This window comes from Bradyrhizobium sp. CAR08 (assembly GCF_052871955.1).
The window spans coordinates 57,784-78,128 of sequence record NZ_JBIXJX010000010.1; the positions used below are offsets into that span (position 1 = coordinate 57,784).

14 protein-coding genes are annotated in these 20,345 nt (G+C 64.7%); 8 read left to right on the forward strand and 6 right to left on the reverse strand.

Annotated features, from left to right (window positions below):
- Positions 1 to 63: 63 nt before the first annotated feature.
- The 5 genes from ACIPUD_RS21520 to ACIPUD_RS21540 all read left to right on the forward strand — a co-directional run bounded on the left by ACIPUD_RS21520 (position 64) and on the right by ACIPUD_RS21540 (position 9,598).
- Positions 64 to 789 carry an outer membrane protein gene (locus ACIPUD_RS21520; RefSeq protein ID WP_204513213.1) on the forward strand — a complete coding sequence of 242 codons (726 nt, stop codon included), beginning with the start codon at positions 64 to 66 and terminating at the stop codon, positions 787 to 789.
- Between the two features lie 165 nt (positions 790 to 954).
- Entirely contained in the window at positions 955 to 3,108 is a 2,154-nt protein-coding gene (locus ACIPUD_RS21525) for a methyl-accepting chemotaxis protein (RefSeq protein WP_446481508.1), read from the forward strand.
- 95 nt (positions 3,109 to 3,203) lie between these two features.
- A complete protein-coding gene (locus ACIPUD_RS21530; RefSeq protein WP_446481509.1) occupies positions 3,204 to 4,265 on the forward strand; it encodes an MBL fold metallo-hydrolase in 1,062 nt (353 codons plus the stop codon).
- A 200-nt stretch (positions 4,266 to 4,465) separates the two neighbouring features.
- Positions 4,466 to 5,695: a 5-aminolevulinate synthase gene (gene hemA, locus ACIPUD_RS21535; RefSeq protein WP_085349285.1), complete on the forward strand. Its 1,230-nt coding sequence runs from the start codon at positions 4,466 to 4,468 to the stop codon at positions 5,693 to 5,695.
- Between the two features lie 393 nt (positions 5,696 to 6,088).
- Positions 6,089 to 9,598 (forward strand): PAS domain-containing hybrid sensor histidine kinase/response regulator, encoded by a 3,510-nt coding sequence (locus tag ACIPUD_RS21540; protein WP_204513211.1) that lies wholly within the window; start codon positions 6,089 to 6,091, stop codon positions 9,596 to 9,598.
- Positions 9,599 to 9,608: 10 nt separating this feature from the next.
- Here the strand turns inward: ACIPUD_RS21540 and ACIPUD_RS21545 are convergent, their stop codons facing one another.
- From ACIPUD_RS21545 to ACIPUD_RS21555, 3 genes are all read right to left on the reverse strand, one after another.
- The gene (locus tag ACIPUD_RS21545; protein WP_018458158.1) at positions 9,609 to 10,112 is read right to left on the reverse strand and encodes a cytochrome P460 family protein; all 504 of its coding nucleotides are present in this window, start codon (positions 10,110 to 10,112) and stop codon (positions 9,609 to 9,611) included.
- A gap of 119 nt (positions 10,113 to 10,231) precedes the next feature.
- Entirely contained in the window at positions 10,232 to 11,263 is a 1,032-nt protein-coding gene (locus ACIPUD_RS21550) for an alpha/beta fold hydrolase (RefSeq protein WP_018458157.1), read from the reverse strand.
- A gap of 36 nt (positions 11,264 to 11,299) precedes the next feature.
- Entirely contained in the window at positions 11,300 to 11,719 is a 420-nt protein-coding gene (locus tag ACIPUD_RS21555; protein ID WP_018458156.1) for an organic hydroperoxide resistance protein, read from the reverse strand.
- 197 nt (positions 11,720 to 11,916) lie between these two features.
- On the opposite strand from ACIPUD_RS21555, the gene ACIPUD_RS21560 reads away from it, so the two are divergent.
- Positions 11,917 to 14,757, forward strand: coding sequence for an ATP-binding protein (locus ACIPUD_RS21560; protein WP_018458155.1), 2,841 nt, complete (start codon positions 11,917 to 11,919; stop codon positions 14,755 to 14,757).
- A gap of 945 nt (positions 14,758 to 15,702) precedes the next feature.
- Here ACIPUD_RS21560 and ACIPUD_RS21565 read toward each other — a convergent pair.
- Positions 15,703 to 16,374 (reverse strand): response regulator transcription factor, encoded by a 672-nt coding sequence (locus ACIPUD_RS21565; protein ID WP_018459987.1) that lies wholly within the window; start codon positions 16,372 to 16,374, stop codon positions 15,703 to 15,705.
- Positions 16,375 to 16,717: 343 nt separating this feature from the next.
- Between ACIPUD_RS21565 and ACIPUD_RS21570 the strand changes: the two genes are divergently transcribed.
- A complete protein-coding gene (locus tag ACIPUD_RS21570) occupies positions 16,718 to 18,343 on the forward strand; it encodes an MFS transporter (protein ID WP_446481510.1) in 1,626 nt (541 codons plus the stop codon).
- Between the two features lie 61 nt (positions 18,344 to 18,404).
- Here ACIPUD_RS21570 and ACIPUD_RS21575 read toward each other — a convergent pair whose 3' ends face one another.
- Entirely contained in the window at positions 18,405 to 18,878 is a 474-nt protein-coding gene (locus ACIPUD_RS21575; protein ID WP_026233919.1) for a secondary thiamine-phosphate synthase enzyme YjbQ, read from the reverse strand.
- Between the two features lie 133 nt (positions 18,879 to 19,011).
- The gene (locus ACIPUD_RS21580) at positions 19,012 to 19,542 is read right to left on the reverse strand and encodes a hypothetical protein (protein ID WP_026233920.1); all 531 of its coding nucleotides are present in this window, start codon (positions 19,540 to 19,542) and stop codon (positions 19,012 to 19,014) included.
- A 390-nt stretch (positions 19,543 to 19,932) separates the two neighbouring features.
- Here ACIPUD_RS21580 and ACIPUD_RS21585 point away from each other — a divergent pair, with 390 nt between their 5' ends.
- Positions 19,933 to 20,307, forward strand: a complete 375-nt coding sequence (locus tag ACIPUD_RS21585) for an AtpZ/AtpI family protein (RefSeq protein ID WP_018459992.1) — start codon at positions 19,933 to 19,935, stop codon at positions 20,305 to 20,307.
- The last annotated feature ends 38 nt before the right edge of the window (positions 20,308 to 20,345 follow it).

Below are 20,345 nucleotides of genomic sequence, written 5' to 3' on the forward strand. Positions count from 1 at the left end.
TGCAGAACCAACGACGGCGCGGAAAGCGCGCCTGCCGGGGACCTAAGTGTTGGAGTTTGGACGATGAAGAAGATTCTGTTTGCAACCGTTGCGCTGCTCGTGGTGGGCGCTGCCGCACCGGCGGTCGGTGCCGATCTCGGTAACCGCAACTATTATAAGGCGCCCGCGCCCGCCTATGCCGCCCCGATTTACAACTGGACCGGCTTCTATATCGGCGGCCATGTCGGCGGCGCGTTCTCCAGCGACAACAATTTCAGCGGCCTCTCCACCGGCAATAACGGCAACGGCCGTTTCCTCGGCGGTCTGCAGGCCGGTGCGGACTGGCAGTTCAACCCGAACTTCGTTGTCGGCGTCGAAGGCCAGTATTCCTGGCTCTCCGGCAGCGTCGGCGCGGTGTTCCCAGGCGGCGTCGCCTACACCAACGACCAGCGCGGTCTCGGCTCGATCACCGGCCGCGTCGGCTACACCTGGGGTCCGGGCCTGCTCTACGTGAAGGGCGGCTACGCCTATTCCGACAACAACGAGAAGGTGACCGTCGGCGGCGTGCCGACCGGCTTCATCATCAGCGGCGACCACCGCAACGGCTACACCGTCGGCGCCGGCCTCGAATACATGTTCGCGCCGAACTGGTCAGCCAAGGCCGAGTACCAGTACTACAATTTCGGCGACGCCCACTTCACCGCGGGCCCGCTGGCGGGAACCGGCAACTTCACCACCGACGACCACACCATCAAGGCGGGCGTCAACTACCGCTTCAACTGGGCCAACTCGGCGGTCGCGCGCTACTGAACGGTTATCAAAGCCTTATCATGATGAAGGGCCGGCATCGTTGCCGGCCCTTCTTTTTTCGCTGTGCGGAACGCAACGCAACCAATTGAGCAACTTGCGATTTTTTAACCTGCCCCGAGGATACTCCGCCGCGAAAACATAAAGATCATGCGTGGGGGAATTTCGATGGCGATCCGTCTGGGCCTTGGCCGTTTGCTTGGTGGTATCCGGCCTCGTTTCAAAATGCCGACATGGGGCGTGCGCGGCAGCCTGTTCACGGCCTTCGCAGTGATCGCGGGCATGGGTCTCGTGATCGCGGCCGGCGCCGGCTTCGTCTTCAACCATCTCGGCAGCACTATGGTGGACCTGAGCGGCCGCGATATCCCGCGCCTTTCCGCAAGCCTTCAACTCGCATCGCAAAGCGCAACGCTCGCGGCGCAGGGGCCGGGCCTGCTGGCGTCGCCGTCCGACGAGGCGCTGAACGAACGCACCAAGAAGGTGCAGGAGATCCAGCAGCTTGCCATGGCCAAGCTTGGCGAGATCATCGAGCTCGGCGCCGACAAGCAGATCGCAACCGCGTTGCGCGACACCGCCAAGAGCATCGACGAGGCGACCCAGAGCCTGGTGTCAGCCGCGCGCGAGCGGCTCGATACCGGCGCGCTGCATGACAAGCAATATGAAGCACTCCGCAAGGCGCAGCTCACCTTCGTCGGTGCGGCCGGTCCTGCCATGCTGGATGCGCAGACGCGTCTGAACGCGATCCTCGGTGCGGCGGAAGTTTCCGCTGACGATGCCACCGAAGCCGCCCGCACCGTCTCCCAGGTCGCGACCATCTCCGCCAACGGCAATCTGATGGCCGCCGACATGATGGCGGCGCTGTCGGCCAACAACAGCGATACGCTGGAGGCGATCGAGAAGGAGTTCAAGGCGACGCGCGACCGTGTCAAGTCGAACCTCGAGGACCTGCCGAACATGGCCTCGATGCAAGCGGTGCGCGACACCGTGCAAAAGCTGCTCGCCTTCGGCGAAGGCAAGTCCGGCGTGTTCAAGATCCGCCAGAAGGAGCTCGACGCCATCGACTACGGCCAGACCATCCTGGACGAGACCCGCAAGCTCAATGTCGGCCTCGGCATCAGCGTGCAGCAGCTGGTCGAGGGTGTGCAGAAGGAGACCAACGCGTCGACCTTCCAGGCGCGGCAGGAGATCTCGCTCGCGACCACCGCGATGCTGGCGCTCGGCGCACTGACGCTGGTCGGCTCGGCGCTGTTCGTCTGGCTCTATGTCGGCCGCAACATCCTGCGCCGCATTCGCGAGCTTCAACGCGCCATGCAGTTGCTCTCGGCCGGCGACCTTGACACCGAGATCGTCCGCTCCCGGCAGAACGACGAGATCGGCGCGATGAAGGAAACGCTGACGGTGTTCCGCGACAGCATGATCGAAGCCCGGGCGCTTGCGAGCGAGCAGGACAGGGATCGCATCGCCAAGGCCGAGCGTGCGGCGCAGATGGAGGCGAAGATCGCCGGGTTCGAGAGTACGGTGCGCTCCGCACTCGACAATCTCGCGCAGTCGGCCAATTCGATGCAATCGACCGCGCAGAGCATGTCGACCACGGCAGACCAGTCCAATGCGCTGGTGAACGCGGTTGCCTCCGCAGCCGAAGAGACCTCGGTCAACGTGCAGACCGTATCGTCAGGCACCGAGCAGCTCTCGTCCTCGATCGAGGAAATCAGCAAGCAGGTCGTCACCTCGGCCGCGATCGCCAGGAAGGCGGTCGACGAAGCGGGCGCGACCGACGCCACCGTGCAGAGCCTCGCCGACAGCGCGAGCCGCATCAGCGTGGTGGTCGACCTGATTCAGACCATCGCCTCGCAGACCAATCTGCTGGCGCTCAACGCCACCATCGAGGCGGCGCGCGCGGGCGAAGCCGGCCGCGGCTTCGCGGTGGTCGCCTCCGAGGTGAAGAGCCTCGCGAGCCAGACCGCCAAGGCCACGGAGGAGATCCGTAGCCAGATCGCCAGCATGCAGTCAGTGACGACGTCGGCGGTCGGCGCCATCCAGGGCATCGGCCGGATCATCGGCGAGATCAACGACGTCACTACGACGATCGCCGCCGCCGTCGAGGAACAGGGCGCGGCGACACGCGAGATCGCCCGCAACATCCAGCATGCGGCCGGTGGCACCAGCGAGGTTTCCAGCAACATCGTCGGCGTCTCCACGGCTTCGGCGGAAGCCGGCGCAGCGGCGAACGAAGTGCTCGGCGCCTCCGACGCGCTCCGCCGCGAAGCCGACATGCTGCGCGGAGAGATCGACGCGTTCCTCAACAACATGCGGGCTGCGTAAGGCGCCGTTCCGTAGCCCGGAATGACCGCTATGCAGGCCGCGCCAGCGTTCTTTTTCGGCTGGCGCGCCGTGACGGGCGGGTTTAAGCCGGTAGGATGAACGCAAAGACCGACACCGTGCAGTCCTCCGCCGACGCCCTGCGCTATCCCTGGGAACAGCATCCCGGCCCCGAACAGGTCGTCGAGGTGAAGCCAGGCGTGTTGTGGGCGCGGCTGAAGCTGCCGTTCCGCCTCAACCATGTGAACATCTACCTGCTCGCCGATGGTGACGGCTATGCCATGATCGATGCCGGCTTCGGCAATGAGGAGACGATCGAAGCCTGGACGAAGCTGTTCGACGGGCCGCTGAAGGGCGTCAACATCACGCGCCTGATCGTGACCCATTCCCATCCCGATCATGTCGGTCTGGCCGGGTGGATCGTCGAGCGGTTCAACTGCCCGCTCGTGATGTCGCAGGTCGAATATCTGCAATCGGTCTATCACCAGAACCGCGGCACCGAGGAGCGGCAGGAAGCGCAGCGGCTGTTCTTCCGCCGCCATGGCATGGACGAGTCGCTCACCGAAAAACTGCTCGGCCGCGGTCAGGACTATCTCAAGCGCGTCTCGGTGCTGCCGCCGTCCTACCGCCGCATCTCGCATGGCGAGGACGTCGTGATCGGCACGCGCCGCTTCAAGGTGATCACCGGCGGCGGTCACGCACTCGACCAGGTGATGCTGTACTGCGCAGACGACAAGCTGTTCCTCTCGGCCGACCAGGTGCTGAGCAAGATCTCGCCGAACGTCAGCGTGTGGGCGGTCGAACCCGACCAGAACTCGCTCGGCGAATATCTGGCCTCGCTCGCCAGCCTCACCACGACTCTCCCCTATGACGTGCTGGTGCTGCCTGGCCACGGCGTGCCGTTCTACGGGCTCAAGACCCGCATCAAGCAGCTCGCCGATCACCATGAGGAGCGCTGCCGCCTGATCGCGGAAGCCTGCCGCGAGGTGCCGCAGACCTCGCGCGCCCTGGTGCCCGTGGTGTTCAACAAGCACGTTCTGGACGAACATCAGATGGGTTTCGCTGCCGGCGAACTGGTCGCCCACGTCAATTACATGATCGTCGAGGGCCGGCTGACGGCCGAGACGCAGGACGGCGTGTTGCAGTTCAGGACGACCTGAGCGCTGACTTCAATTCAGCGAATGGTGCAGAGCAACATTGCATCTCGCGCGAACTTGATCCGGATCAAGTTTCAAATCGCACGATAGGGCATTTTGCCCAAACCCCCGCAGGTCCAAATGTGGGATAGCGCATAGACATTGGAGCTGGAAAAGCTCTAAGGATATGCGGGTCTTTGGTCGGTTCCGCTGCAGGTTTGACGATGGATTACGCCCAGTTTTTCAATTCCGCCCTTGATCGTCTCCACACCGAGCGGCGCTACCGCGTGTTCGCCGATCTCGAGCGCATTGCCGGCCGGTTCCCGCATGCGCTCTGGCACTCGCCCAAGGGCAAGCGCGACGTCGTGATCTGGTGCTCCAACGATTATCTCGGCATGGGCCAGCACCCGAAGGTGGTGGGCGCGATGGTCGAGACCGCGACCCGCGTCGGCACCGGCGCCGGCGGCACCCGCAACATCGCCGGCACGCATCATCCGCTGGTGCAGCTCGAGGCCGAGCTCGCCGATCTCCACGGCAAGGAAGCCTCGCTGCTCTTCACGTCCGGCTACGTCTCGAACCAGACCGGCATCGCGACCATCGCAAAGCTCATTCCGAACTGCCTGATCCTGTCCGACGAGCTCAACCACAATTCGATGATCGAGGGCATCCGCCAGTCCGGCTGCGAGCGGGTCGTGTTCCGCCACAACGACCTCGCCGATCTCGAAGCGCTGTTGAAGGCTGCGGGCCCGAGCCGGCCCAAGCTGATCGCCTGCGAGAGTCTTTATTCGATGGACGGCGACATCGCCCCGCTCGCCAAGATCTGCGACCTCGCCGAGAAGTACGGCGCGATGACCTATGTCGACGAGGTCCACGCCGTCGGCATGTACGGCCCGCGCGGCGGCGGCATCGCCGAGCGCGACGGCGTGATGCATCGCATCGACATTCTCGAAGGCACGCTTGCCAAGGCGTTCGGCTGCCTCGGCGGCTACATCGCCGCCAACGGTCAGATCATCGACGCCGTGCGCTCCTATGCGCCCGGCTTCATCTTCACCACCGCGCTGCCGCCGGCGATCTGCTCGGCCGCGACCGCCGCGATCAAGCATCTGAAGACGTCAAGCTGGGAGCGCGAGCGTCACCAGGACCGCGCCGCCCGGGTCAAGGCGATCCTCAACGCCGCCGGCCTGCCGGTGATGTCGAGCGACACCCACATCGTCCCGCTGTTCATCGGCGATGCCGAGAAGTGCAAGCAGGCTTCCGACCTCTTGCTCGAACGGCACGGCATCTACATCCAGCCGATCAACTATCCGACGGTCGCCAAGGGCTCCGAACGCCTGCGCATCACGCCCTCGCCCTATCACGACGACGGCCTGATCGATCAACTCGCCGAAGCCCTGCTGCAGGTGTGGGACCGCCTGGGTCTGCCGCTCCGCGAGAAGTCGCTGGCGGCGGAATAGGCTTCTTCGCCTTCTCTTTCGATCTAAGTTTCACCGTCCCGGAGCTTCCCCCCCCCACCCTCCCCCACAGGGGGAAAGGGAGCGAGAGAGTTGCGCCTCCCTTACGTCGGGGGAGCCCCACAGCGTAGCGGTCGGTCTCGAATTTCCTGCAACGCGGACGGTCTCTCCGTTCCCTCCCCCTTGTGGGGGAGGGTCAGGGAGGGGGGTACCACGCGGGGACTCTCTCGGGGAGCCAGAAGCAGCGCAGCTTTAAGGCAGCCGCTTAACGACAACCTCCGGTTCCCGCCGTGGCACGGCATTTCGCTGTCGCCTCCACCCGTCCAACGCGCTAGATTTACAGGGAAAATGAGATCGGGCGCGGCCAGCGCGCGCCCCGGGAGAAGCACGCTCGCCATGCTGCACGATTGGGGCGTGATCGCCGCCGCCTTCGGCTATATCGGCTTTCTGTTCCTGGTGGCGAGCCATGGCGACCGCCGCTCGCCGGCCGGGCGCGGCCGCGCCTCGGGGCTGATCTATCCGCTGTCGCTGGCGATCTACTGCACCTCCTGGACCTTCTTCGGCTCGGTCGGCTTCGCCACCCGCACCTCCACCGACTTCCTCGCGATCTATGTCGGCCCGATCCTGATGATCGGACTCGGAGCCGGCGTGCTGCGCCGCGTGATCCAGCTCGCGAAGGCCCACAACATCACCTCGATCGCGGACTTCATCGGCGCGCGCTACGGCAAGAGCCAGGCGGTGGCGGCAACCGTCGCGCTGATCGCCATCATCGGCTCGGTGCCCTACATCGCGCTCCAGCTCAAGGCGGTCGCCTCCTCGCTCGAAACCATCCTGAGCGAAGACCAGGCCTTCTCCCACATCCCGATCATCGGCGACGTGGCGCTGATCGTGACGCTGGCGATGGCGGCCTTCGCGGTGCTGTTCGGCACGCGGCAGACGGACGCCACCGAGCACCAGCACGGCCTGATGCTGGCGGTCGCAACCGAATCCATCATCAAGCTCGTCGCCTTCCTCGCTGCGGGCATCTTCGTCACGTTCTGGATGTTCTCGCCGCACGAACTGATCGAGCGCGCGATGAAGACACCGGAGGCGGTGCGCGTCATCAACTATTCGCCGTCGATCGGCAACTTCCTGACCATGACGCTGCTGTCGCTGTGCGCGATCATGCTGCTGCCGCGCCAGTTCCACGTCAGCGTGGTGGAGAATTCCTCGGACGCCGAGGTCGGTCGCGCGCGCTGGCTGTTTCCGCTCTATCTCGTCGCCATCAATCTGTTCGTGATCCCGATCGCACTCGCCGGCCTCGTCAGCTTCCCGTTCGGCGCCGCCGATCCTGACATGTACGTGCTGGCGCTGCCGATGGAGGGCGGCGCGGATCTGCTCAGCGTCGCCGTCTTCGTCGGCGGGCTGTCGGCGGCGACCGCGATGGTGATCGTCGAATGCGTCGCGCTCTCCATCATGGTTTCGAACGACCTCGTGGTGCCCCTGGTGCTGCAACGACGGCCGGAGGGGCGCACCGGCGGCGCCGATTTCAGCGACTTCCTGTTGCGTTCGCGCCGGCTCGCGATCTTCGCCATCATGGTGATGGCCTATTTCTACTACCGCGCGCTCGGCAACACCCAGCTCGCGGCGATCGGCCTGCTGTCTTTTGCCGCCATCGCCCAGCTTGCACCAAGCTTCTTCGGCGGACTGCTGTGGCGGCGCGCGACCGCGCGCGGCGCGATCGGCGGCATGCTGGTCGGCTTCGCAGTGTGGCTCTACACGCTCTTCATCCCGAGCTTCATGGATACCTCGACGGCGGGCATCCTGCTGCTCCAGCACGGCCCGTTCGGGATCGAGGCGCTGCGGCCGCAGGCGTTGTTCGGCGCCGATTTGCCGCCGCTGATGCACGGCGTGGTCTGGTCGCTGTCGCTCAACATCCTCACCTACGTGCTGCTGTCGCTGGCGCGCCGGCCGTCTTCGATCGAGCTGGTCCAGGCCGATCTGTTCGTCCCCAACACGCTCGCGCCGATTTCCCCGAATTTCCGCCGCTGGCGCACCACGGTCACGGTGCAGGACATCCAGACCACGGTAGCGCAATATCTCGGGCCTGACCGCGCGCGGCATTCGTTCGACGCCTTATCCGCGCGGCGCAATGTGCGGCTGGAGTCCGGGGCGCCCGCCGATTTCGAGCTGCTGCAGCACGCCGAGCACCTGATCGCCTCCTCGATCGGCGCAGCCTCCTCGCGTCTCGTAATGTCGCTGCTGCTGCGCAAACGGACGGTCTCCGCCAAGGCTGCGCTAAAACTGCTCGACGATTCCCATGCGGCGCTGCATTTCAACCGCGAGATCCTCCAGACCGCGCTTAACCATGTGCGCCAGGGCATCGCGGTGTTCGATGCCGATCTGCAACTGATCTGCTCCAACCGGCAGTTCGGCGATCTCCTCAACGTTCCTCCGCATTTCATCCAGTTCGGCACGCCATTGCGTGAAATCCTGGAATTCATGGGCGTGAGCGAGCCGGCCGATCCGATCGAGCGCGAGGCCATGCTGGAGCGCCGGCTGGTGGCTTACACCACCGACGGCGAGCCTTATCTCGAGCGCCTGCCCGACCGCCACATGGTGATCGAGATCTTGACCAACCGCATGCCCGGCGGCGGCTTCGTCATTACCTTCACCGACGTCACGCCCACGTTCGAGGCGGCCGAAGCGCTGGAGAGGGCCAATGCGACGCTGGAAAAGCGGGTGCGCGACCGCACCGAGGAGCTGACCCGGCTGAATTCCGAGCTGGCGCTGGCCAAGAGCGCGGCCGAAGACGCCAGCATCTCCAAGACCCGCTTTCTCGCCGCCGCAAGCCACGACATTCTCCAGCCGCTGAACGCGGCGCGGCTCTATGTCACGAGCCTGGTCGAGCGTCAGCACAGCGGCGAGGAGACACGGCTGGTCGAGAACATCGACGAATCGCTCCAGGCGATCGAGGAAATTCTCGGCGCGCTGCTCGACATCTCCAGGCTCGACGCCGGCGCGATGACGACCTCGATCTCGAGCTTCAAGATGGCCGATCTGATGCGCTCGCTGGAGATCGAGTTCGCGCCGATCGCACGCGCGAAGAATCTGGCGCTCGTGTTCGTGCCGTGTTCGCTGCCCGTCGAGTCGGATCGTCTCTTGCTGCGGCGGCTGCTCCAGAACCTGATCTCCAACGCGATCAAATATACTCCACGCGGGCGCGTGCTGGTCGGCTGCCGCCGCCGCGGCGCCACGCTGAAGATCTGCGTCTACGACACCGGCGTCGGTATCCCGACGGTCAAGCGCGGCGAGATCTTCAAGGAATTCCACCGCCTGGAGCAGGGCGCGCGAATTGCCCGCGGCCTCGGCCTGGGCCTGTCGATCGTCGAGCGGCTGGCGCGCGTGCTCAAGCACGACATCGCCATCGATTCCAATGTCGGCGGCGGCTCGGTGTTTTCCGTGACGGTGCCGACGGCGAAGGCGATCACTCACACCGCGGCCGTGACCAGTGCGACGCCGCTCGCACGGACCTCGATCTCGGGTACCCTGATCGTCTGCATCGAGAACGACGCCGCGATCCTCGACGGCATGCGCACGCTGCTGAAGGCGTGGGACGCCGAGGTGATCGCGGTCGCCGATCCCGAGGCCGCGATCGCCGCAATCGAGACTGCGGGCCGCCGCGTGACCGGCCTGCTGGTCGATTACCATCTCGACCGCGGCAACGGCATCGCCGCGATCCGCGACATCCGCCGCCGCTTCGGTGACGGCATCCCCGCGATCCTGATCACCGCCGACCGCAGCCCCGCCGTGCAAATGGCTGCGCGCGACGAAAAGGTTGCGGTGCTCAACAAGCCGGTCAAGCCGGCTTCGCTGCGCGCCCTGCTCGGCCAGTGGCGCACGCAGCAGATGGTGGCTGCGGAGTGAAACTCCGCACTCAGGGCGCAAGCCTTGTAAACACGTAGTCGCGACACTTCACACGAGCTTCGTGGCACGCGAAGCAGGTGCGATGCTGGGCCTCGTCGACCGGCTTGCCGTTGATGAAGCGACCAAATCCCCAGCCGCCGGTCGAGGCATATTTTTTGGAATCCTTGACCATCACCTGGACGGTGGTGGCTTCACCGGGAATCGTCGCGGACGCAAATTCGGGCGACTGTTTCCGCTTCCAGGCCCGCTTGACCAGAATTGTGCCGTCCGGGAACGGAAGCTTGTTGTCTTGATAAGCATCGATCGCGGTCCTGTTGCCGACGACGGCACGCAGCTCGTCCAGGGGAGCCGCCTCCTCGGCCGGCGCGATCAGCTCCCACTGCTTGTAGCCCTCCGGCACAGTGACGCCGAAGATGGGCGAGGCATCCGCCGGGCCCTGCGCGAAAGCGATCGTGACCAGATAGGGCACGCAGGTCAGGACAACGACGAGGAGGAGCACGGCAAGCACGATCATCGTCGTAGAAGACGGAACTTTTGACTTTTCGGATTTCATTTTCGCTGACGCTTCATTGAACTGCGTTCGCATGTCAGGCCTCGGTCCGGCCTTGCCGGACCGAGGCGCTGCCAAAATCCTCAGGCGCCGCCGTCGGCGTCGATGACGGCCTTGGCAAAGGCTTGCGGTGCTTCCTGCGGCAGATTGTGGCCGATGCCCCCGGTGATCAGGCGATAGTCGTACCGGCCCGAGAATTTCTTGGCATAGGCGCTTGGATCGGGATGTGGCGCGCCGTTGGCATCGCCTTCCATCGTGATCGCCGGGACGCTGATGACGGGAGCTGCGGCAAGCTTCTTTTCGAGCTCCTCGTACTTCGCCTCGCCCTGGGCGAGTCCGAGCCGCCAGCGGTAATTGTGGATGGTGATCGCGACGTGATCCTTGTTGTCCAGCGCCGCCGCGCTGCGCTCGAAAGTGGCGTCGTCGAACTTCCACTGCGGCGAAGCGAGCTTCCAGATCAGTTTTGCGAAATCATGCGTGTACTTCTCGTATCCGGCGCGGCCGCGCTCGGTCGCGAAATAAAACTGGTACCACCATTGCAGCTCGGCCGACGGCGGCAGCGGCGCGTTGCCCGCGGCCTGGCTGGAGATCAGATAGCCGCTGACCGAGACCAGCGCGCGGCAGCGCTCCGGCCAGAGCGCGGCGATGATGTCGGCGGTGCGCGCGCCCCAATCAAAACCGGCGACCACCGCTTTCTTGATGTCGAGCTTGTCCATCAGCGCGATGATATCGGCTGCCATTGCCGCGGGCTCGCCGTTGCGCGGCGTCTCGGCGGAGAGGAAGTGGGTCGAGCCGTAACCACGGAGATAGGGAATGATGACGCGATAGCCGGCCTTTGCCAGGATTGGCGCGACGTCGACGAAGGCGTGAATGTCGTAGGGCCAGCCGTGCAGCAGGATCGCGACGGGGCCGTTCGCAGGACCGGCCTCCGCGTAGCCGACGTTGAGGACGCCGGCATCGATCTGCTTGATCGCGCCGAACGACGCATTCCTTGCGGAAGAGCGCGTCGCTTGCGATTCGGCGCGGGCGAGGCCGATCACGCCGAGGCCGGCGGCGACAGTTCCCGCGGCGATGCCGAAAAACTGGCGGCGGTGCTGATCGATGATCTGTTTCATGATGCTGCTACCTTTCTGATAGTTGGAGGTGGTGCGTCAGATCAGTGCGACCGTGACGTCGATGTTGCCGCGGACGGCCTTGGAATAGGGACAGGTCTGATGCGCCTCATCGACGAGGCCGCGCGCGATCTCGCGATCGAGGCCGGGCAGGCTGACATCGAGGCGTGCCCTGAGCGAATAGGCGCCCTCGTCGAGCACGAGGTCGATCTCCGCATCGATCGCACATTTCCTGGGGAGCTCGATCTTCCGCTTGCGGGCCGCGATTTCCATCGCGCCTTCGAAGCAGGCCGACCAGCCGGCCGCGAACAATTGCTCGGGATTGGTACCGATGCCGTTGCCGCCCGGCGGCGACAGCTTGACATCCAGACGGCCGTCGGAACTGCGCGATATCCCGTCCTGCCGCCCGCCACTGGTGCGGGTCCGGGCCGTGTAGAGCAATTTTGCCGCTTGGGTCATGAATGTCTCCTTGCCATCGCGCAACTCACTAGCAGCGGCTGCCGCGACACACCCGTTGGGACTTGTGAGAAGTTGTGAGGTCTCGGTTCGCGCGCCTCACAGGACCTGCATCCGCGGTCCGATCGCGGCGTGGGACGGCCTTGCCGGATTGCGATCATCTGGCTATCCGGTCCGTTCCAAAAGATCAGGATTCCGCCATGACCGAGCCGGCCGGCACCGCAACGGGAACCCTCTCGTTTGGGCCATTCACTGTGACGCCGCACGAAAGACTCGTCATGCGCGACGGCGTCGCGCTGCCGCTCGGTGCAAAGGCCTTCGACACGCTGCTCGCGCTGATGTCGCGGCCGAACCAGGTCGTCAGCAAGTATGATCTGATGGCGCTGGTGTGGCCCGGCATGACAGTCGAGGACGCCAATCTGCGCTTTCACGTCGCGGCGCTTCGCAAGGCCCTTGGCGACGGCAGGGACGGTGCCCGCTACATCACGACGCTCTCCGGCCGCGGCTATTGCTTCGTGGCGCCGATCTCGCAGGCGGCTATCGCGGCAGATCGGCGCACCGTAGCGCGAACGGAATTGCCGCCCGTCAAACTGCCGAACCGGCTGCAACGAATGGTCGGGCGCGACGATGCGGTCGCCGCCGTCTCCGACAGGCTGATCCGCTCGCGCTTCGTCACGATCGTCGGCCCGGGCGGTGTCGGCAAGACCGCCGTTGCCGTTGCCATCGCTCACGATCTGCTCGCGACATTCTCCGACGCCGCACATTTCGTCGATCTTGCCGCGCTGAGCGATCCCGATCTCGTGATCACCTCGATCCTGCTGATGCTGGGCTTGCCGGCGCAAACCGACGATCCCCTGCCTGCGCTGCTCGCGCATCTCCGGGACAAGCGGATGCTGCTGATCCTCGACAATTGCGAACACGTCATCGCAGCCGCGGCCCCGCTGGCCGCCGAGATCTTCCACGCCGCACCGAATATCTACATTCTGGCGACGAGCCGCGAAGCCCTGCGGGTCGAGGGCGAGCAGGTGTATCGGCTGGCGCCGCTTGCCGTTCCGCCCGACCATCCCGGTCTGACGGCGGCCGCGGCGCAGACTTATCCTGCACTTCAACTCTTCCTCGAACGTGCCACGGCCGGTGGCGCGCAGATCGCGCTCGACGATGCCAATGCAGCGATCGTCGCCGGGATCTGCCGCAAGCTGGACGGCATGGCGCTGGCAATCGAACTCGCCGCCGGCCGGGTCGAAGCCTACGGCCTGGAGCAGACCGCGGCACTGCTCGACGAGCGCCTCAATCTGCTCTGGCAGGGCCAGCGCACGGCGCCGCCGCGACAGAAGACGTTGCAGGCGACGCTGGCATGGAGCTACGGGCTCTTGTCCGATATCGAACGTCTCGTGCTGCGCAGGCTCGCGGTTTTCGCCGGTCACTTCACTATCGACGCCGCACTCGAGATCGTGCCGGACGAACGCGTCGACCGCTCCCGCCTGTTCGATGCCATCGACGGCCTGGTGGCCAAGTCGATGGTCGCGGCGCGGCCGATTGGCGCCATGATGCGTTACCGTCTGCTCGACACGACGCGCGCCTATCTGCTCGAGATCGAACCTGATGACGCGGCGCTCGCCGCCCGCCACGCGACCTATTACCGGCAATGGCTGGAGCAGGCCGGCACGACATGGGCCACGGTGCCGAGCGCCGACGAGCGCGCGATCCACTTCTCCGCGCTTCACAACGTGCGCGCGGCGCTGGACTGGTGTTTTGGCACGGACGGCGATGCCAGCATCGGCATTGCACTGGCCGCAGCTGCAGCGCCAATTTTTCTCGCGATGTCGTTGCTGGTCGAGTGCCGGCGCTGGTCTGAACGGGCGCTGCTTGCGCTCGATCCTTCCTCGCGCGGCGGCGCCGAGGAAATGCACATCCAGGCCGCGCTCGGACTGACCTTGATGTTCACGCGCGGCGGCAGCGAAGCGGCGCGTGCCGCGTTGAGCCGAAGCCTTGCGATCGCCGAGGCGCGCGGCGACGCGCCGAACCAGCTCCAGCTGCTCGGGCGCATGCATATCTTCCACGAGCGGATGGGACAGTTCGACGCCGCGCTCGGCTATGCGCAGCAAAGCCTCACGGTCGCCGGGACACTCGGCGATGCCGCCTCCCTCGCCCTCGCCCATTCGCTCCTCGGTGTCTCCTTGCATCTTGCCGGCGAGCATCGCGACGCGTTGACGATGCTGGAGACCGCCTGGCATAAGCCGGGCACGGAACGGATCAGCACCGTCTATGGCTTCGATCACCGCAACCGGGCCGGCATCTCGCTCGCGCGCGAGTTTTGGTTGCAGGGCCGCCCCGCGGATGCGATGCAACTGGCCCGGCAGACGGTCGTCGAGGCCGCCCAGATGGACCATCCGATCACGCTCTGCATTGCGTTGATCTGGGCGGTCTCGATCGATCTCTGGAGCGGAGACCTCGATGCCGCGGAAGAGAACATCGACCGCTTCATCGCCCATGCCGAATCGCGCTCCATGGGGCCCTATCTTGCGGTCGGCCGCGGCGTCAAAGGCGAGCTGGCGATCCAGCGCGGCAATGCCGCCGAAGGCGTCGAGACGATCGGGACGTGTCTGCGTGAGCTCCACGATGCCGGTTACGAGTTGCTCACCACGACGTTCAACATCGCGCTTGTTCAGGGCTTGATGACGCTTGGGCAGATCGAGCGGAGCGCGCGCCTGCTCGACGACGCGATCCGCCTCGTCGAGCAAAGCGGCGATCATCTGTACATGCCCGAGCTGCTGCGCATGAAGGGCAGGGTTCTCTTGGCCAGAGCCCAGCCCGAGGCCGATCAAGCGGAAGCCCATTTCGTGCAATCACTGGCATTGAGTCGTCGCAAAGGTGCCAAGGCCTGGGAGCTGCGGGCCGCGATCGATCTCGCCGGTCTCCTTGTCGAACGCGGCCGGCGCGAGGAAGCGAAGCGGTGGCTTCAATTGGCGTATGAAGGCTTCGCCCAGGGCTCGGAAACAGCGGATATCAAGGCTGCCGAGAAGTTGTTGCAAACATTGTGACGCGGACTCTGGTGCGGAGTGAGGCGCGCACTCTCTCAAAGCGTCATTGCGAGCGCAGCGAAGCAATCCAGAATCTCTCCGCGGTAGGACGCTGGAACGCTTCGCTACGCTCGCAATGACGGAGCAAAGGGCAGCATCGCCATCCTCCAATTCAGGTTCAACTTGCAGACATGCCTTCGCGTCCTCGCGGCGCGTTTCGCCCGAGCTTTGCCTGGTCATCCACCCTCAAAGCCAAGAGGGCGCAGGGAAGGCCGGGTGCCGGCTGGCACCCGCGGTCCGCTGCGCGAAAATGTAGCGCAAGGAAACCGCACAGCAGCATACAGGTGTAGCCAATCACTCGGCCTTCCCTGCGCGATGGTTGGACGGCTTATGCCGTGCTCTCCCGGGAGCCGAGTTCCTTTTGGCCTCCCTCGTCCCAACGAAAGTCACCGGCACCGCGCCGGTTGACGCGGATGCCGCATTCGCCAGGGCTTGACCGTAGCAACGACGGCCAGGACCACACGGTTTTTGCCGTACGCACGGCTCGCCATTTCGCCGCAGTTTTTCCAGCCCTGTCGACGGAGCCGGAAACTTACAGACGAGACGAAGCCTAGCAGCGCCGCTCGTCGGAACGCAGCCTTGGGCTCACGGAGAGCAATCCGCCCTGCCCTTGGCCTCTCGCACCCGAACGCTGCCGCGTCCACCGCAAGCCCGGCTCGCGAACATGACGACCACAAGATCGCCCCTCAAGGATGAGCCGGGATGCGCGACACATACGCCATTTCCGAATTTCGGTAAAGTGGAATATTTTTGCGGCGGCGGATTGACGGGGGCGACACAGAGGAGGTCCGGTAGCCCGGATGAGCGAAGCTATATCCGGGGTTTTCGCTAGCTAGCCGCACTAGCGGTCCCGGATGTCGCTTCGCTCATCCGGGCTACAGGCTGCGAGAGGCGCTCGCTACAGGCTCACCCCGTCGGGGTACCCTGCTTCCATTGGCCGCCGGCGATTTTCGCGGCGGCGATCACGGCTTGGGTCCGACTTTCGACGCCGAGCTTTTGCAGGATCGCCGAGACATGCGCCTTGATGGTGGCCTCGGAGACGCCGAGCTCATAGGCGATCTGCTTGTTGAGCAATCCCTCCGACAGCATCATCAGAACCCGGACCTGCTGCGGCGTCAGCGTCACCAGCCGGTCGCGCAGGCGCGTCATGTCGGGGTCGGCGACTGCCGACAGATCAGTGTCGGCGGGAACCCAGACGTCGCCCTCCATTACCTTGAGGATCGCGTCGCGCAAGGTGTCGACGCCGAAGCGCTTCGGGATGAACCCGGAGGCGCCGAAGTCGAGCGAGCGGCGGATGGTGGCGCTGTCGTCGGACGCCGAGACGATCACCACCGGAATAGCCGGATATTGCGCGCGCAGATAGATCAGGCCGGAAAAGCCGGAGATCCCGGGCATCGACAGGTCGAGCAGGATCAGGTCGACGTCGGAGGTCTGTTCCAAAAGCTTGGTCAGATCCTCGAACGATCCAGCCTCGTCGATCCTGGCCGAGCTCAGGACGCCCGTCACCGCCTGCCGCAACGCGTCGCGGAACAATGGGTGGTCATCGGCAATGATGAGATGGGTCGAGGGAGCGTTCATCGTTCTCTTGCTGGCAATCGCACCGGGCCAGTAAGCCGGCGCGGGGCCCTGGTCAATTCTTTCCCGACCAGCCGTGGCATGCAAGTGGACATTATCCCTTTGCGGCAACGGGGTTAATCCACAGGCCGGCACTATGTTGCCGGATGGAAGGCTCGCAGTGTCAGGCGAGCGTCAGTGTGAAAGGCCGAAAGTCGTATTGGGGCGGGTTTCACGCCAATGTTACCTTGGGGGCAAGGCTTGGGTTGATCCGGCATGACCGGACATCCAGGGCGCGAGGAAACGATTTTTCGGGGAGCGACTCAACATGTCGACAATGGCTGTGTCTCAAGCAGGCGCGGGAGGGATGACGAAGGACGAACGGTTCGTCATTCTCGCCTCCTCGCTCGGTACCGTCTTCGAGTGGTACGACTTCTATCTCTACGGTTCGCTGGCCGGCATCATCGGCGCGCAGTTCTTCTCGGCCTATCCGCCGGCAACCCGCGACATCTTCGCGCTGCTGGCCTTCGCGGCCGGCTTCCTGGTGCGCCCGTTCGGCGCGATCGTGTTCGGCCGTGTCGGCGACATCGTCGGCCGCAAATACACCTTCCTCGTCACCATCCTGATCATGGGTCTGTCGACTTTCATCGTCGGCCTGCTGCCCAACGCTGCCACCATCGGCATCGCGGCCCCGATCATCCTGATCGCGCTGCGTCTCGCCCAGGGCCTCGCGCTCGGCGGTGAATATGGCGGTGCGGCCACCTACGTCGCGGAGCATGCTCCGAACGGCAAGCGCGGTTACTACACCTCCTTCATCCAGACCACGGCGACGCTCGGCCTGTTCCTGTCGCTGCTGGTGATCCTGTTCACGCGCTCCGCGCTCGGCGAACCCGACTTCGCGGCATGGGGCTGGCGCATTCCGTTCCTGGTCTCCGTGCTGCTGCTCGGCGTTTCGGTCTGGATCCGGCTTCGCCTCAACGAATCCCCGATCTTCCAGAAGATGAAGGACGAGGGGAAGAGCTCGAAGGCCCCGCTGACGGAAGCCTTCGGCAACTGGCAGAACGGCAAGCTCGTGCTGCTGGCGCTGTTTGGCGGCGTGATGGGCCAAGGCGTGGTCTGGTACACTGGCCAATTCTACGCGCTGTTCTTCCTGCAATCGATCCTCAAGGTCGACGGCTACACCGCCAACCTGCTGATCGCCTGGTCGCTCCTGCTCGGGACCGTCTTCTTCATCGTGTTCGGCGTGCTCTCCGACAAGATCGGCCGCAAGCCGATCATCCTCGGCGGCTGCCTGATCGCGGCGCTGACCTTCTTCCCGATCTTCAAGATGATCACCACCAATGCCAACCCGGCGCTGGAAAAGGCGATCGAGTCGGTCAAGGTCGACGTGGTGGCAGATCCCGCAGGTTGCGGCGACTTGTTCAATCCGGTCGGCACCCGCGTCTTCACCTCGCCTTGCGACACGGCACGTGCCTACCTGTCGCAGTCGTCGGTCAAGTACTCGACCACGCCAGGTGCGGCAGGCTCCGGCGTGAAGGTGATGGTCAACGGCAAGGAAGTTCCCTACGCCAACGCCAAGGACGGCAATCCGGCAGTGCTCGCCGCCGTGCAGGGAGCCGGCTATCCGAAGGCCGGAGATGCGGGCATCGTGAAGATGGCGCATCCGTTCGACATCTTCCGTCCGCAGGTGGCCGCGGTCGTCGGATTGCTGTTCGTCCTGGTGCTCTTCGTCACCATGGTGTACGGCCCGATTGCCGCGATGCTGGTCGAACTGTTCCCGACCCGCATCCGCTACACCTCGATGTCGCTGCCCTACCACATCGGTAACGGCTGGTTCGGCGGCCTGCTGCCGGCGACCGCCTTCGCGATCGTGGCCTCGACGGGCGATATCTATGCGGGCCTCTGGTATCCGGTCATCTTCGCGTCGATTACCGTCGTGATCGGCTTGTTCTTCCTGCCGGAGACCAAGGACGTCGATATCAAGTCGACCTGATCGACGCAGATCGAGATCAACACCAACCGGCCGCGGTCTCCGCGGCCGGTTTTGTTTTGGCCTACTGATTGCTACCGAGGAATTGCAGCACCACCTCGCGCCGGTGCGGGCGGGCGCGATGCTCGATCAGATAGATCGCCTGCCAGGTGCCAAGCGCGAGCTTGCCGCTCAGGACCGGCACATGAAGCGAAGTCTGGGTCAGCATTGTCTTGACGTGCGCCGGCATGTCGTCCGGTCCCTCGGCATCATGCGTCCAGCCGGCGTTCTCGGGCGCGAGCCGGGACAGAGCCGTGGTGAGATCCACGAGCACGGAAGGGTCGGCGTTCTCCTGGATCGTCAGCGATGCGGAGGTGTGACGAACGAACAGCGTCAACGCGCCGTCTCGCGCGCCTGCCTCCGCCACGAACTTCGCAGCTTCAGCGGTGAGATCGGTGAAGCCGCGGCCGGGCGTCTGCACGGTCAGCAGCGACGATGCGATGGTGGTGGCTTGCACCGACGATGGCGCCGAGCGCGTGATGGATTTGGCTGATGTCATCATCACTCTCTCAATTCGGAAAGCTGCCATAGGTGGGCAAAGCGAAGCGTGCCCACCGACTCACGCAACGAAAACAAAAATGGTGGGCACGGCGCGTCGCGGCCTTGCCCACCCTACCGCATCTCGCCACGTGCTAAATCTTCCCCGACACGTCCTTCTGCACGCGGTTGGCCATGTCGATCAGCCGGCGCCAGGCCCTTTCCAGGAATGACATCACGCGATCGACGTCCTGGTCGCTCGGCAGCGGGATCTCGATCCTGCGCTCGCCCTCGGCGGCCTTTGGTGCTTGCGGCTCCGCCTTCTTGAGCGGATCCGTTTTCGGCAGCGCCTCGTCGATCTTGCCTGACACGGTCGGCCCCGCCGCAAGCCGTCCCTTCAGCGTCTCGACTTCGGCCTGGAGCCTGCCGATCTCGGCGTCGAGCGCGGTACGTTCATCGGGCACCGCGTAGCAGGCCCAGCCGGCGCCGCTGCGGGTGCAGGTCGACACCGTGCCGGTGCGGCTGTCGAGCCGCAGCACCCCCTCGGGGATGGGCGTCATGCTGTAGCGGCCGTTTTCGCTGTCGGGCGCGGATTGCGCGACGAGGCAGCCGCCGCTGATGGTCAACACCGCGGCGAACGCCGCCGCCGCCAGCCATGATGCTGTGGATGAATTCGCTGCTCTCATCGCGTTCTCCGCCACGACGCGCAGGTAGCACGTCCAAAGATGGCGCTCATAAAGGTGGCACGTCTCGCAATTCTACACCCCGGCGAGGCGATCCGCCGCCCAAAACGCGCCTTTGACATGAACGATCACGGCGCCCCCTTTGATCCCGGCAGCCGGGCGAAATGGCGACGGCATCCGCCGATCCAGCGGAGACCTGCTGCGGTGCGGCGTCACGCTGTGTGCAGCGCTGCCGCCCGCGCCGATATTGTAAGATAAATCAAATACATAACAGGAATGGACACAATCGTGACTTGGCTTGACTTGATTATGGGCCATCAGTATGGTCCGCGCGGCTTTTGAGGGTGGCGGGCGTAATTTCCATTCAACCGCGGCGTTTCGGGTCTTCGTTGCATGACACAGGGCACGGGACACGGCGAGAATGGAGATCGCGATAGATCGCCCGAGGAAGCTGCGCTTTCCGAACGGCTCGGAAATCTTGATCAGCGGTTGTCCGAATTTCGCGGCCGCCACGTCAAGACCGAGCAACCCGCAGGTGACGGTGAGGACAGAGCGGCCAGAGCCTCGGCGATGGCGCTTGGTTTTCGGTTATCCTCCGAGTTGGTCGCCGGGGTCGTTGTCGGAGCGGGGATTGGCTGGGGTTTCGACCGCTTGCTGTCGACGTCGCCTTTCGGATTCATCGTGTTCCTGCTGCTGGGCTTCGTCGCCGGCGTGGTGAATGTGGTGAGAACGGCAGGCGCGGGTCAAAACAGGCGCGGTGGTTCTTAGGCGGTCCACACCAGGAGAGGAATGATCGTGCCGGCTCG

Coding starts and splice junctions, on each gene's coding strand:
- ACIPUD_RS21520 (WP_204513213.1), top strand. CDS start 64: ATGAAGAAGATTCTGTTTGCAACCGTTGCGCTGCTCGTGGTGGGCGCT.
- ACIPUD_RS21525 (WP_446481508.1), top strand. CDS start 955: ATGGCGATCCGTCTGGGCCTTGGCCGTTTGCTTGGTGGTATCCGGCCT.
- ACIPUD_RS21530 (WP_446481509.1), top strand. CDS start 3,204: ATGAACGCAAAGACCGACACCGTGCAGTCCTCCGCCGACGCCCTGCGC.
- hemA (WP_085349285.1), top strand. CDS start 4,466: ATGGATTACGCCCAGTTTTTCAATTCCGCCCTTGATCGTCTCCACACC.
- ACIPUD_RS21540 (WP_204513211.1), top strand. CDS start 6,089: ATGCTGCACGATTGGGGCGTGATCGCCGCCGCCTTCGGCTATATCGGC.
- ACIPUD_RS21545 (WP_018458158.1), bottom strand. CDS start 10,112: ATGATCGTGCTTGCCGTGCTCCTCCTCGTCGTTGTCCTGACCTGCGTG.
- ACIPUD_RS21550 (WP_018458157.1), bottom strand. CDS start 11,263: ATGAAACAGATCATCGATCAGCACCGCCGCCAGTTTTTCGGCATCGCC.
- ACIPUD_RS21555 (WP_018458156.1), bottom strand. CDS start 11,719: ATGACCCAAGCGGCAAAATTGCTCTACACGGCCCGGACCCGCACCAGT.
- ACIPUD_RS21560 (WP_018458155.1), top strand. CDS start 11,917: ATGACCGAGCCGGCCGGCACCGCAACGGGAACCCTCTCGTTTGGGCCA.
- ACIPUD_RS21565 (WP_018459987.1), bottom strand. CDS start 16,374: ATGAACGCTCCCTCGACCCATCTCATCATTGCCGATGACCACCCATTG.
- ACIPUD_RS21570 (WP_446481510.1), top strand. CDS start 16,718: ATGACGAAGGACGAACGGTTCGTCATTCTCGCCTCCTCGCTCGGTACC.
- ACIPUD_RS21575 (WP_026233919.1), bottom strand. CDS start 18,878: ATGACATCAGCCAAATCCATCACGCGCTCGGCGCCATCGTCGGTGCAA.
- ACIPUD_RS21580 (WP_026233920.1), bottom strand. CDS start 19,542: ATGAGAGCAGCGAATTCATCCACAGCATCATGGCTGGCGGCGGCGGCG.
- ACIPUD_RS21585 (WP_018459992.1), top strand. CDS start 19,933: ATGACACAGGGCACGGGACACGGCGAGAATGGAGATCGCGATAGATCG.